This window comes from Clostridium sp. CS001 (genome assembly GCF_020443565.1).
In the GTDB taxonomy this organism is placed as follows: Bacteria; Bacillota; Clostridia; order Clostridiales; family Clostridiaceae; genus Clostridium_AD.
The window spans coordinates 1-12,923 of record NZ_JAIZZN010000005.1; the positions used below are offsets into that span (position 1 = coordinate 1).

A 12,923-nucleotide genomic window follows, 5' to 3' on the forward strand; every position below is an offset into this window, starting at 1 on the left:
TCAGTATTTTAAATTTATTACAGTAGCTTTTTAACAATTGAATATTTCTTCTGAAAATTTCTGCATCATGTAGGCTTGTTTGCTATGCCTATTTTTCTCCCCAACTGCTCTCCGAGCATAAAACCTAGGACACTATAATTACTTTATAGAAACTCAAGTTTTTCATATTAGTTTCCGTGACTACTCTACCTTAGGGGATATTAAAATTATTAATCGCTGTCTTATAGTAAACCCAATATTTCTCTTGTTTCTTTTGGAGTAGCAATTGGTCTTCCAAGCTCTTTTGCAATTCTAACTACTCTTTCTACAAGTTCTGCATTTGATTTAGCTGGTATACCTTTTTCAATGTACACGTTATCTTCAAATCCAACTCTTACATGACCACCCATAACAATTGCCATAGCTGCCATTTGAAATTCGCTTCTACCAATACCTGATACAGTGAAAGTACTTCCCGCAGGTATACTTCCTTCCATGAATACTAAATCCCTTGGAGTGGCAGTAATCCCGCCATTTACACCCATTACAAAATTAAAATGCATTGGTGTCTTTATAAAACCTTTCTTTTGTAGTCTTATAGCCATGTCTATCATGCCCTTATCAAAAACTTCAATTTCTGGCTTTACTCCTAGTTCAATCATCTTTTGGCCAAATTCTTTAATAGTGTTTTCAGTGTTTACGAAAACATCATCTCCACCAAAATTACATGTCCCTGCATCCAAAGTTGCCATTTCAGGCTTAAGGTCAACGGGTTGTAACCTTTCTGCGTTACTCATTCCAACTGCTCCACCTGTTGACGGTTGAACAATTGCATCTGGGCATCTTTCTTTAATAGCTTCCATACAAGCTTTAAATCTTTCCCTGTCTTGAGTAGGTGTTCCATCATCTTTTCTTACATGTAGATGAATAATACTTGCTCCTGCTTTATATGCTTTTTCAGCTTCTATTGCAATTTCCTCAATAGTATAAGGCACGTTTGGATTATGTTCTTTTGTAACTTCTGCTCCGCATATAGCTGCAGTAATTATTAACTTTTCCATGTTACGACCCCCTTAAACATATACTTTACATATTATTTTCTTTGTTTATCTTTTGGAACTACACACGTTCCGCTTGCTCTGCAAACTACTATTGGCTGCTCCAACAGATCACATGCTGAATCATTTATGTCTGGTCTTGGTACTATAACTTTTCTTGCCTCAAAAGTCATCTTTCTTGATGAATTACCTACATTCACTATTTCTCCAACAGCTTCTATGAAGTCTCCTGCATAAACAGGCGCTAAAAATTCTACAGCATCATATGCTTTGAATAATCCTTCATCACCATCATTTAAAATTAAAAGTTCTGTAGCTACATCCCCAAATAATTGAAGCATTCTTGCACCATCCACTAAGTTTCCACCATAATGTGCATCATGGGCACTCATTCTTAATCTAATTAAAGATTTCATTTTATACTCCTCCTCTTTTATTATAGTTATCTGGCTTGCACACCTCTGCTCTTTTATTTAAGAACAAAAAAAGTACGCTGAATTTTTCAGCGCACTAATTAACAGAAATACACAAACTATTAATGCAATGAAAAATTTCCTTTTCATTACATAAATAGCTCTCCATAAAAATCTTTATGACAGTGATAAAAATACTACTTCTTATCCCCAAGAATATTTCAAAGAACTAAAATACTCTTTCGGCGAACAAATCCTTCATTTTTGATATTGGATGTTCATATCCTTAGCACTCAAAAATTACCTCTTTACTCGCACCTCTATCTATGTGAAATTATTAAATTTTATTTATTTTTTCAATTACGACTTAATTATAATCCGTAAATAATTCAAAAGCAATAGATTTTTGAGAAAATTAAAAAATATTATTATTCACTATACAATTATGTCTTCTTTCAAGAATAAATCCCTTATTCTTCTAATATCACCGTTTCTGATTGAGTTTCAGTTTTGTTTTGTTTTTCAAAATTCCCTTTAAGATATTTAGGAAGCTCCATTCCTGCTGTTTTAAATACATCTTCTAGTGGTGGCACAGATTTTAACATTCCTGATAAAAAGTTAGCTGTAGTTGGCGTTCCATTTCCATTTCCCCCCATTGTATCCCACACAGTAATCTTATCAATTTTGATGTTTTTAATAGCTTCAACTTGCAATTTAACAAGTTGCTCAATTTTTTCAGTCATCATAAGCATTACTGCATTTTCTGCACTATTGCCTGATGCTTCAACAAGCTTTTGGAAACCTTCTGCCTGCTTGCTTAATATCTCCATGTTCCCTTTAGCTTCAGCTTCCATCTTAGATAATATGGCATCTGCTTCACCTTTGGCTATTCTTCTTATTGTTTCAGCTTTTGCTTCTGCATCAATTTCTACTTTTCTCTTTTCGATTTCGGCATGAACTATTACGTCTGCTTCTTTTGTAGCTCTTTCCCTATCAGCACGAGCTTTCTCTGCCAATTCTTCTGCAACATACGACTCTTCAAGAGCTTTAGCCGCTTGAACCTTTTGTGATGCATTTGATCTTCTATTAGCTTCTGCTTCTCTTTCCATTTTTTCAGCATCAGAATTAGCAACAGTTATCTTCGCTAAGTTTTCACCTTCTATTGCCTTAGCATTAGCTTCTGACACTCTAACTCTTTCCTCTTGTTTCGCATTAGCCTCACCTATGGCACCATCTCTATTCTTTTCAGCCACTGTTTTCTTAGCATCATTGATAGCTTTAGCTGCTGCTTCTTTACCAAGAGCTTCAATATATCCAGATTCATCTCTAATATCAGTGACATTAACGTTGATAAGCTTTAGACCTATCTTTTTAAGCTCATTTTCTACATTTTGTGAAACATTCAATAGAAACTTATCTCTATCAGAGTTTATTTCTTCAATGTCCATGGTAGCAACAACAAGTCTCAATTGTCCAAATATTATGTCCTTAGCCAATTCTTGAATTTCCCTCATAGGCAGTCCTAACAGTCTTTCTGCTGCATTGGGCATAACTGTCGTTTCTGTAGAAATACCTACTGTAAATCTAGAAGGTACATCAACTCTTATGTTTTGCTTACTAAGTGCATTTGTTAGATTAACTTCTATAGATATTGGTGTTAAATCTAAAAATTTATAACTTTGTATTACTGGCCATATGAATGCTGCTCCACCATGTATACATCTCGCTGATCTAGATTCCCCATCTTTTCCTTTTCCTGTTTTACCATATATAACAAGGATCTTGTCCGAAGGACATTTCTTGTATCTTGCAAATACTGCAACTACTGTTATGAAGATAGCTAAAGCAATAATGCTTGATAGGATTATTCCATAAGTATCTGTTGGCATAAAATTTCCCCCTAATATTTATTCTATTTTTTCCACCAGCAAAATCTGATTTTCAGTAATACCTATAACCGCTACTTTACTTCCTGTAGGTATGACCTCGCCATCTGTTACTGCATCAAGTAATCTTAATGCCCCCTGAACCACAACTTCTACTTTTCCATTCCCTTCTCTTCTTCTTGGAATACTTAGATAAACTAGACCCTCTTTGTTTAATGCATTCATCGTGTCCATAGTCCCATCCTCTACAAACTTAGTTAAAAAGTAGTAAATATACGATACTATAACCATCATTATAAATCCTAAGCCCAACGCTATAATGACTGTAGCTATATCTCCTATACCTGACGTGGTTGCCACAATTCCAGTCCATGAAAACACTGTAAAGAATGTTATTACACTCCTTATAGTAACTAACTTAAACTTGTACTTAAAATCTAAAAACTCTCCTGCACTATCACCCATATCTACGTCAGTTAACTCCTGTGGCATTTCCTCCATTGAATCTAGTGTATCTCCGTGATCTCCTAGACCAACAAATGTCATAATCACCTGCAAAATAAATACTGCAGTGGATGGAAATGCAAAAACCCAAAATATCTTTTCGAAATCCCCAATACCACCCCACCACTGTGACATATTACACCCTCTTTCTTTTTTAATATTTACAACTTCATATCAAATACCCTAATTACAATTATACACATAATAATCTTGATTTTACAGTTATATTTTCTTAATATTCTATTTATACTTCCCCACAGATATGATATACTTTTAAATGTTTTTTTCAAACCAATAAGAAAATACTGCTTCCTGTTCAAATCCATTTTCTTCATATAGCTTAACTGCAACCTTGTTAGAAGTAATTACTAAAAGCTTAATTTCCTCTAGTTCTTTTTCATAGAGTTTTTTTATACATTTCATAAGTAATGCATTTCCTAGTCCTTTTTTCTGATGTTTAGACGTAATGCCTATAGTATCAATCCATCCTATATTCCCATTTATAGAAAGTTCATATACACCGCAGGGTTTATTTTCAGAAAAACATACCCCAATCAAATCTTCATTGTTAGCATATCTAATTATATAATCCATTACTTCAAACTCATCAATAGTTCCGCCATTAGGGCTATCTTTAAAAGCTTCATTTTGAATATTCATATACTCTTTTGAATTTAAAATAGAAAGGGCTACAAGCTCTACATGGTTATTTGATTTTGAAATTGTATCCTTATCCCCTGCATATCTCATAACTACTGCATCATAAATATGATTGAACTTTAACTTATTAATACACGGTATAAGGTGTGTTTCATCTTTACGAAAACCAACCTTTATACTCCTAGCACCGTAATCATTACATTCAACAATTACTCTTTCTATCAAAAAACATAGGTTTCTTTCTAAGTTTTCATTTGCAATAAAAATGTCAGTAATAAACACCTCTTCTTTGATACTAATTTCCCTAGTTATTACAGCCATACTTCCTTTTATTTCATCGTCATCTATTAATATTAAAATATTATTACCATCATTAAAAATATCGCTTTCATATGTTCTAATCATTTCTACATAAGTTTTGTTATAATTTAAATCTACACTTTTGATGAAATTATATAATTCCTTTTTTCTCTGACTAGATATTACGTTAAATTGCTTTACCTCCATTAAACCATCACCTCGTATAAATAATTTTTTTAATAAATAGAAAGCAGAAACTATCCGCTATACTGTTAATTTAAGAAGCAAAGCTTGGAAAATTTAAATTTTCTAAGCTTTGCTTCTTAAATACACTTAAAATACTATAAATTGCAATACATTTCATATTGTGCTATTGGCTCTCTTGTGAACTTCATCTTTCTAAGATATAATTCCAAACTACTGTTATTAGAAAAAGAGACCCTTATCTTAGATTCTTTCATATCTACACACTTTTTAATAAGCGCTTTAGCAATACCTTTTCTTCTGTATTCTTTCCCCACACCTAAAAATTGGATAGCTCCTTTATTTATACTAATTGCACCAACTAACTTATTACTATCTTTAAACCCAAAAATTTTTGCCTGAGTTTGAGTAATATAATCTATTTCATTTTGCCAATTAATATGAAGCTCACAAAAGGCATTTCTAAACAACCTTAACTCTTCAATACTTATTTCTTCTATAAGCTCTGTTCTTTCGCCATAAAAAAAGTCTACCTTTTCAGTGGAATAATAAGCTATATCATATACTTTAAAATATCCATTAGCCTCATAAAAACTAATAGCAACATCATTAGATGTAATAACCTCTAAGAATAATTGTTTGCATTCTTTCTCTATTGCAATATTCTTATGCAGTTTTAATAACTGGGCTGCAATTCCTTTTTTTCTATGGAGTGGTGATACACACATTGTACCACAACGCATGGTTCTTATTCCATCGAAGTCTCTTATACCGCCCAAAATAAGTCCAACCCCCCTACCTTCCTCAATTGCAATAAAAGAGTGTTCTAAGCTATTTCCTTCTGCGCCAAAAAACCTTTCAAAAAAAGGACTTTCCGTTGTCTCAAGTTTAATTATATAATCAGAAAACCCATCACAAAATGCATGAAAAACTACTTCTTTATCCACATCAGCACAACACTTATAAGTTATCATTTTTTCCTCCTTTTAAAACCTAAATATTTATTTACCATCAATTCTTAAGGCTAACTACCTTATCCTTGAAATGTAGTTAAATAATTTACTAATACATCTATAGAAACTCCTATTTTTTCTTCTGTAAGCGGTTGTTTCATCACAGAAGCCATAAAAGCAACTCCATCAATAGTTGACATCATTAAATAAATAAAGGAATTTATATCTATTAAACTAGAAAACTCACCCGCTTCTATACCTCTTTGAAGTATAGCTTCAATGTCACTAAAGAATGTATTAAATCTTTCATTAGCCATACTTGTAAGTTCTTCGTCTCCATTAACCGAAGACCAAAACTCACTAGCAAACTTTGCCCATTTTCTATTCTCTTCATCTAAAAAACTACTCAATCTTGCATAAATATAGGAACTTATTTTTTCAGTTGCTGTAATATCCTTAGATAATTGTTTATTTATATTCATTTTTTTCTCGTCTGATCTTTTTACTATAGCTACAAACACTTCTTGTTTACTTTTAAAGTAAGTATAAAATCCTCCTTTGCTAATCTTTGCTTCTTTAATGATGTCATTAACTGAAACAGAGGAATAACCCTTCAAAAAAAACAATTCAAAGGCTACCTCCATAATTTCATCCTTTTTAGCTTTCCATTTTTCTTCACTTAGCTTCGGCATAATAACCTCCTACAATAAAAACGACCACTGGTCTCTTTCTAGATTATACTACTTTTATATTAAGGTTTCAATGCCTTTTTACTGAAATCCTCCACACGCCACTTGCCAAATAAATAGCACAAAAGCCATCAAAATACCTTATCAGCATTTTGATGGCTTACCACTACGATATTAACCTATAATGAACATGAAATTTATTTTCTTTTTGTTTTATTTACTTCCATTATCTTATTTACAATATAGTCATATCCCTTTTCAGAATGTGGAATCATACATGCCGAACAATCCTTAATACCGTTAAAATCTTTTTTATTTCCTCCACAGTCTTCAAGAAAGTATAGTGCACAATAGCAAAACAGGCAATTAAAGTTTTCATCATTTTTCACTTCATGACAAGGAAAATATTCACAATCTTTATTCCTGAAAAACTTATAATTATTATCCATGTTTTATCTCTCCTTTGATATTAACATTTATTATTTATTATCAAGCTCTTTTGGTGTTGCTTTAATGTAAACAAACCAGTAAACTGCTCCTACGAAAATACCTCCACCAATGATATTTCCAAGTGTTACAGGAATTAGATTATTAGTTATAAAACTTCCCCAATTAAGGTGCAGCAGTTTTTCTGGTGTTACACCTAGTGTAAGTGCAGCATCTGCATAGGCTTTTGTTCCTTTTGCCATTATTCCTGCTGGTATATAATACATGTTGGCCACGCTGTGTTCAAATCCTGAGGTAATGAATAACCATATAGGGAAAAAGACTGCAAACAATTTTCCTATCATATCTTTTGCACCGTAACTCATCCATACCGCCAAGCACACAAGCCAATTACACATTATCCCTAAGTAAAAAGCCTGCACAAATGTTAATCCAACTTTATAGCTTGCTATTTTTATGGTCATGCCCCCCAGTAAAGACGCACTACTTCCAAATAGCCCTGAGTTCTTCATCATATATGCAATAAATACAGATCCTACAAAATTACCAATGTAGACAAAAAACCAATTTTTAAACATTGCTTTTAGTGTAACTTTTTTATCAAGAACCCCAGCTATAATCATGGTATTCCCTGTAAAGAGTTCTCCACCTGCAACTAAAACCAGCATAAGTCCCGTTCCAAAAATTGCTCCAGCCATAGCCTTGCCAAGCCCATAGGTTTCAGGCTTTGCAAGCAAGTTATATGCTGCCATATTCGAACCTTCTGATGCAAATGCTATAAATGCCCCAGCTAAAACCCCTAATATAAACATATTCAAGGCAGTAAGTTTTGTCTTTTTCACACCAGCATTTATAGTATACTTTGCAATTTCAGAAGGGATTAAATATTTTTCTTCACTCATACGACGTCTATTCTCCTTTTGTAAGTTTCAACTTATTTGTATTTTATTTAAATTTTATTTATAACCTATTTATATCTTATTTATAAGCTGTCCTATAAGAGCACATACAATAATTATCATTATTGAAAATACTACTTGGACTGTTCCTTTATTTAGTGAAAAAGAAAAGTTTGTGTTATGTTTTTTATGCACTTCATTTTTATTAATTGGCATATTAACATGATGCACTACCTTAGGATGAGTATATAGAACTTCACCCTTTACATAAGCAGCAATGCTTATAATTAGAATAAATATCGAAATAATTATTGTAATAGAAAAAAAGTTTCTATCCATAGAATATGCTATCAGTGCGGCTATTGGAATAATAACTCCTAATAATGCAGCTAATTTGTTACCTATAGATTTTGCGATGCTCTTTTTAGGTACCTTTGTGTTTTTTTGCCTATACTCATTTTTCTTTTTCATAATAACCCTTCTTCCATATTTTTTTCAAAGTTCTTAAGGTTATTATACCAAATCTTTAAACTTTTGTAACAATATTTCATTCATCATATATAAAATACATTAAATAATTTGCATTTTAATTTAAAAAACTAAAATGCTACAACATTAGATACTCCTATATCTTCTAATAAGCTTTCATCCACAATAAAATCCTCTGGAAATTGTTTTGCTAAAAGCTGCTTAAACTTTATAAGTTGCTCTGCAGAAGGCTCTGGCTGTTTTGGCAATGTATTTTGCTTCTTATCAAGTTTATCGTCTTTTAGCTTATATATAAATTCATCCCCTACAATGCTTACATTATTGTGAATATCAAACTTTATATCTCCAGTTGTATCTCCACTTATGATTATTTTCTTTAAATCGCTTATTTCCTTACCATCATCATTTATTTTAGCTACCATAAGATAAGCACTTACTTCGCCATTTATACTTTCTGTACTTGGCACCCAACTCCTAAAAGCAAGAATCTTACCATCTTTAGATATAGCTCCATCGAATATTTCTTCCTCGTCATTACTAGCTTCATAAACTTTATTATCATTAATGTATAAGTTAGCCTTAGGTGCTGGAAATATATGAGGCGTATTACTATAAAGAATCTCTTTTCTACTTAAATTAACATCTCTTACAGTTCCTACACATTCTAATAATTCTACTTTACTTTTTATATTATATACTGCATACCCAGATGCAGATGGATTAATATGTCCAGAAATCAAAATATTTTCATTGTCTACCCATTCCAGCTCAACAACTTGCTGTGTGTTTTTATTTTCTATTACAATATCTGTTAAATTCTCACTTGAAATATCATAAATAATTACATGTGGGGGATATATTGCTTTTCCCTCATTAAAGTATCTAAATGCTATTTTAGTTTTATCTGGAGAAACCATTAATAAGTCCTTTGATTTTAAATCATCACCTAAGGATTTAATTTGATTTTTTATCTCATCGTAAAGATAAATATTATTATTCTTCTCAAAGGCTATTTTTGTTGGTTTTTTATCTACTATAATTTCTTCTTCTTTAACTTTAGTATCTGTGACATTTGAATCTGGTTTATTCTCAATTGAACCTTTATTAATTTTATCTGAACAAGCTACTAGTGCAAATATGCTTAAAGGTAAACATAAAAATACAATAAATAGCTTGAAAAATCTCTTAACTCTCTTATTATGAATATTCATAATCTTACTCCTCATTTAAACTTTTAAGAATAATTTTTATTTAAAATCATGGAAACCTAGATTATTATACTCCACTTATATTAGCGTATCAACTACTAAGTTATGTATTCTATAGTAATTTTATAAATGTTAATAATACATCTATAAGTATAAAGAAAAAAGGCATGAGTGTAGCCCTCTAATGCCTTTTTTCTTTAATCTTATTCTATTTATTAAAAGCTTCTTTTATTTATTAAAAACTTCGTCTATTACTTTAGAAATAATCTTTTCATCTGTTAAGTATGGCAATGTAATATGATCCACATTAGCATTTTTCTTGTTGTAATCCATGCTTGTTTCTATTGAGTGTGGATTTCTAGCCCAAGCACGTCTAGCAACTCCACCCATAACATCCCAAGCCATTGAAGATTTTATGATATTATCTATTCTCTCACTACCATCAAGCACAAGTCCAAAACCACCATTTATAGATTTTCCTATGCCTACGCCTCCACCATTATGAAGAGCAATTAAACTCATGCCTCTGGCAGCATTTCCTGCAAAACATTGAACTGCCATGTCCGCCATTACATTACTACCATCTTTTATATTAGAAGTTTCTCTAAATGGAGAATCCGTTCCACTTACATCATGATGGTCACGTCCTAGCATTATAGGGCCTACTTCTCCTAAGCGTACCATTTCATTAAACTTTAGTGCAATATCTATTCTTCCTTGGGTATCTTGATAAAGTATTCTAGCCTCAGTTCCCACTACTAGTTTATTCTTTTCTGCATCTCTTATCCAAATATAATTATCTCTATCTTGCCCACGCCTTGTAGGGTCAATACATCCCATAGCAGCCTTGTCCGTTTTTATTAAATCATCATGATCTCCACTTAAGCACACCCATCTAAAAGGCCCATAGCCATAATCAAAGAGCATTGGTCCCATTATATCTTCTACATAAGATGGGAATATAAATCCATCTTTCTCATCTATACCATTCTTAGATATTTCTGTAGCACCTGCATCATAAACAGCTTTCATGAAGGAATTCCCGTAATCAAAGAAATATGTTCCACGTTCTACTAACACCTTAATTAATTCGAAGTGGTTTACTAGTGTTTTATCAACCAATTGTCTAAACTTTTCTCTATCTTCTTTTAATAACCTTGTTCTTTCCTCAAAGGTAACTCCTTGTGGTGCATATCCTCCTTCATAAGGTGCATGACAAGAGGTCTGATCTGATAATAAATCTATTTTTATATTGTTATCTGCTACATATTGAAGTAGATCTACTATATTCCCATGATAAGCAATTGATATGCTTTCTTGTTTTGCTACCTTTTCTGCTACAATTTTAAATATCTCCTGCAGGTTATCTGACGCAATGTTTACCCAGCCTTGATCAAGCCTTGTTTTAATTCTTGAATAATCAACTTCTGCTATGATTCCAACTCCATTTGCAATTTCAATAGCCTTAGGTTGAGCTCCACTCATTCCACCAAGTCCAGAAGTTATAAATGTTCTACCTTTTAAGTCTCCATCATCCGGTATTCCAAGTTTTAATCTTCCTGCATTAAGTAATGTATTAAAGGTACCGTGAACTATCCCTTGCGGTCCTATGTACATCCATCCTCCTGCTGTCATTTGACCATAATTTGCTACTCCAAGTTGAGTGGCTACATGCCAATCCTTTGTATTATCAAACATTCCTATCATAAGTCCATTAGTTATAATAACTCTTGGTGATGTTGGAGATGATTTGAAAAGTCCAAGCGGATGCCCAGATTCTAATACAAGAGTTTGATTTTCCGTTAAATTTTCTAAGTATTTTTTTATAAGTGCATACTGCATCCAATTCTGGCATACTTGTCCTGTCTCACCATAAGTGACTAATTCATAAGGATATAGTGCTATCTCTGAATCTAGATTATTATCAATCATTACCTGAAATGCTTTTCCTTCTAAACAATTACCTTTATATTCATCTATAGGTTTCCCATAAATCCTTCCTTCTGGTTTAAATCGGTACCCATATATCCTTCCTTTTGTAGTTAATTCCTCCATAAACTCTGGTGCTAGCTTCTCATGATGTTTCTCTGGAATATACCTTAGTGCATTTTTAAGAGCAAGCTCTGCCTGCTGCTTTGAAAGTGTAAACCCTCTATCTGGCGCTCTTCTTATTCCCGGTACAAACTCAGGCATGTTTGGCAATTCATCGCTTATTTTAATTGTCATAGCTTGTTCAATATCAAAATTATTAATCATATTTCTGGCCTCCTGTGTGTTAATGCTATTATATTAGATAAACATTAAAGATATTATTATTTTTAATAAAAAACTAATAACATATTATTGATCTTATTTTCTGTATATTTTATATATTCTGCGTTCATTCTTATACTCCTTCAATTTTTCAGTATTAAGCGCCATCAAATATTGTTTACACGTTAATACTTCATTATGCTACATTAATGCATATCCCCGAAAATAAACAATGAGTACATAATCATTAAAAGGGGTAACAATTAATAATTATTACCATCCTTTAATTACTTATATACTCATCAACTAAAATATATATTTTTCTCCGCAGTACTTACAAAATCTTGCTTTCGACTCGCCCTCATCTGATTGCTCTCCACAATAAGTGCAGAATGATGGTTTAACTTGATTTTTCTGCTTGTCCAATAATTGACCATTTTCTTCGATAGACCTCTTTAACTTTTCTTTAGTTGCCGGAGTACGTATAACTGCATATATGATTTTCTTATTAAAGTCCTCCAGTTTCAAATCATTATTTGAGGATAAAATGCACCTTATCTCAGGCTTTCCATGTTTCACCTGTTGTAATATCTCATCACCTGTTTGTCCTTTCATAATAAAATTGGCTATAATAACATTACAGTTTAACTCTCTTGCATCACTAACTGCATCAAATTCATTACTTATTATAACCTCATACCCTAAACTTATAAGCATGTCCCTCATAATAAAATTTTCAAATTTACAATCATTAACCAGGAGCACTCTGTACATATATTTTCTCCTATCCCAATATTTTTATATAATATTTCTCATTCTGATTATTGACTTCATCAAATAAATTAAAGTCTTGTAATTTTATTCAAATTATAAAATCAGCATTTATTATATATAACAAAAGTGTATCATTATATTCAGAACTTTACAATTTCTTTTAGATGAAAAATGCAGATTGCTGGTATTTTATATCTATCCGCAATC

The 12,923-nt window shown here is 32.1% G+C and carries 13 protein-coding genes and 1 riboswitch; all 13 genes read right to left on the minus strand.

Annotated elements, in window-relative coordinates:
- Nucleotides 1–221 precede the first annotated feature (221 nt).
- The 13 genes from LGK97_RS04880 to LGK97_RS04940 all read right to left on the minus strand — a co-directional run bounded on the left by LGK97_RS04880 (nucleotide 222) and on the right by LGK97_RS04940 (nucleotide 12,716).
- A complete protein-coding gene (locus tag LGK97_RS04880) occupies nucleotides 222–1,040 on the minus strand; it encodes a 3-keto-5-aminohexanoate cleavage protein (protein ID WP_226258632.1) in 819 nt (272 codons plus the stop codon).
- Nucleotides 1,041–1,072: 32 nt separating this feature from the next.
- Nucleotides 1,073–1,453 carry a hotdog domain-containing protein gene (locus tag LGK97_RS04885; protein WP_226258633.1) on the minus strand — a complete coding sequence of 127 codons (381 nt, stop codon included), beginning with the start codon at nucleotides 1,451–1,453 and terminating at the stop codon, nucleotides 1,073–1,075.
- A 147-nt stretch (nucleotides 1,454–1,600) separates the two neighbouring features.
- Nucleotides 1,601–1,781, minus strand: a riboswitch (Lysine riboswitch).
- 139 nt (nucleotides 1,782–1,920) lie between these two features.
- Nucleotides 1,921–3,339, minus strand: coding sequence for a flotillin family protein (locus LGK97_RS04890; protein WP_226258634.1), 1,419 nt, complete (start codon nucleotides 3,337–3,339; stop codon nucleotides 1,921–1,923).
- An 18-nt stretch (nucleotides 3,340–3,357) separates the two neighbouring features.
- On the minus strand, nucleotides 3,358–3,975 hold the full coding sequence (locus tag LGK97_RS04895) for a hypothetical protein (RefSeq protein ID WP_226258635.1): 618 nt from the start codon (nucleotides 3,973–3,975) through the stop codon (nucleotides 3,358–3,360).
- A 138-nt stretch (nucleotides 3,976–4,113) separates the two neighbouring features.
- Nucleotides 4,114–5,007 (minus strand): GNAT family N-acetyltransferase, encoded by an 894-nt coding sequence (locus LGK97_RS04900; protein ID WP_226258636.1) that lies wholly within the window; start codon nucleotides 5,005–5,007, stop codon nucleotides 4,114–4,116.
- 134 nt (nucleotides 5,008–5,141) lie between these two features.
- Nucleotides 5,142–5,978, minus strand: a complete 837-nt coding sequence (locus LGK97_RS04905; RefSeq protein WP_226258637.1) for a GNAT family N-acetyltransferase — start codon at nucleotides 5,976–5,978, stop codon at nucleotides 5,142–5,144.
- A gap of 59 nt (nucleotides 5,979–6,037) precedes the next feature.
- Nucleotides 6,038–6,649 (minus strand): TetR/AcrR family transcriptional regulator, encoded by a 612-nt coding sequence (locus tag LGK97_RS04910; RefSeq protein ID WP_226258638.1) that lies wholly within the window; start codon nucleotides 6,647–6,649, stop codon nucleotides 6,038–6,040.
- Between the two features lie 194 nt (nucleotides 6,650–6,843).
- Nucleotides 6,844–7,095, minus strand: a complete 252-nt coding sequence (locus LGK97_RS04915) for a cysteine-rich small domain-containing protein (protein WP_226258639.1) — start codon at nucleotides 7,093–7,095, stop codon at nucleotides 6,844–6,846.
- A gap of 30 nt (nucleotides 7,096–7,125) precedes the next feature.
- Nucleotides 7,126–7,995, minus strand: coding sequence for a formate/nitrite transporter family protein (locus LGK97_RS04920; RefSeq protein WP_226258640.1), 870 nt, complete (start codon nucleotides 7,993–7,995; stop codon nucleotides 7,126–7,128).
- A 69-nt stretch (nucleotides 7,996–8,064) separates the two neighbouring features.
- On the minus strand, nucleotides 8,065–8,463 hold the full coding sequence (locus tag LGK97_RS04925) for a hypothetical protein (protein ID WP_226258641.1): 399 nt from the start codon (nucleotides 8,461–8,463) through the stop codon (nucleotides 8,065–8,067).
- A 128-nt stretch (nucleotides 8,464–8,591) separates the two neighbouring features.
- Nucleotides 8,592–9,692 carry a hypothetical protein gene (locus tag LGK97_RS04930; RefSeq protein WP_226258642.1) on the minus strand — a complete coding sequence of 367 codons (1,101 nt, stop codon included), beginning with the start codon at nucleotides 9,690–9,692 and terminating at the stop codon, nucleotides 8,592–8,594.
- Nucleotides 9,693–9,917: 225 nt separating this feature from the next.
- Nucleotides 9,918–11,945, minus strand: a complete 2,028-nt coding sequence (locus tag LGK97_RS04935; protein ID WP_226258643.1) for a urocanate hydratase — start codon at nucleotides 11,943–11,945, stop codon at nucleotides 9,918–9,920.
- 303 nt (nucleotides 11,946–12,248) lie between these two features.
- On the minus strand, nucleotides 12,249–12,716 hold the full coding sequence (locus LGK97_RS04940; protein WP_226258644.1) for a response regulator: 468 nt from the start codon (nucleotides 12,714–12,716) through the stop codon (nucleotides 12,249–12,251).
- Nucleotides 12,717–12,923 lie beyond the last annotated feature (207 nt).

Excerpts from the sequence above, each read along its gene's own strand:
- LGK97_RS04885 (WP_226258633.1), bottom strand. The coding sequence starts at position 1,453 with ATGAAATCTTTAATTAGATTAAGAATGAGTGCCCATGATGCACATTAT.
- LGK97_RS04930 (WP_226258642.1), bottom strand. The coding sequence starts at position 9,692 with ATGAATATTCATAATAAGAGAGTTAAGAGATTTTTCAAGCTATTTATT.
- LGK97_RS04940 (WP_226258644.1), bottom strand. The coding sequence starts at position 12,716 with ATGTACAGAGTGCTCCTGGTTAATGATTGTAAATTTGAAAATTTTATT.
- LGK97_RS04915 (WP_226258639.1), bottom strand. The coding sequence starts at position 7,095 with ATGGATAATAATTATAAGTTTTTCAGGAATAAAGATTGTGAATATTTT.
- LGK97_RS04895 (WP_226258635.1), bottom strand. The coding sequence starts at position 3,975 with ATGTCACAGTGGTGGGGTGGTATTGGGGATTTCGAAAAGATATTTTGG.
- LGK97_RS04920 (WP_226258640.1), bottom strand. The coding sequence starts at position 7,995 with ATGAGTGAAGAAAAATATTTAATCCCTTCTGAAATTGCAAAGTATACT.
- LGK97_RS04890 (WP_226258634.1), bottom strand. The coding sequence starts at position 3,339 with ATGCCAACAGATACTTATGGAATAATCCTATCAAGCATTATTGCTTTA.
- LGK97_RS04900 (WP_226258636.1), bottom strand. The coding sequence starts at position 5,007 with ATGGAGGTAAAGCAATTTAACGTAATATCTAGTCAGAGAAAAAAGGAA.
- LGK97_RS04880 (WP_226258632.1), bottom strand. The coding sequence starts at position 1,040 with ATGGAAAAGTTAATAATTACTGCAGCTATATGCGGAGCAGAAGTTACA.
- LGK97_RS04925 (WP_226258641.1), bottom strand. The coding sequence starts at position 8,463 with ATGAAAAAGAAAAATGAGTATAGGCAAAAAAACACAAAGGTACCTAAA.
- LGK97_RS04935 (WP_226258643.1), bottom strand. The coding sequence starts at position 11,945 with ATGATTAATAATTTTGATATTGAACAAGCTATGACAATTAAAATAAGC.
- LGK97_RS04905 (WP_226258637.1), bottom strand. The coding sequence starts at position 5,978 with ATGATAACTTATAAGTGTTGTGCTGATGTGGATAAAGAAGTAGTTTTT.
- LGK97_RS04910 (WP_226258638.1), bottom strand. The coding sequence starts at position 6,649 with ATGCCGAAGCTAAGTGAAGAAAAATGGAAAGCTAAAAAGGATGAAATT.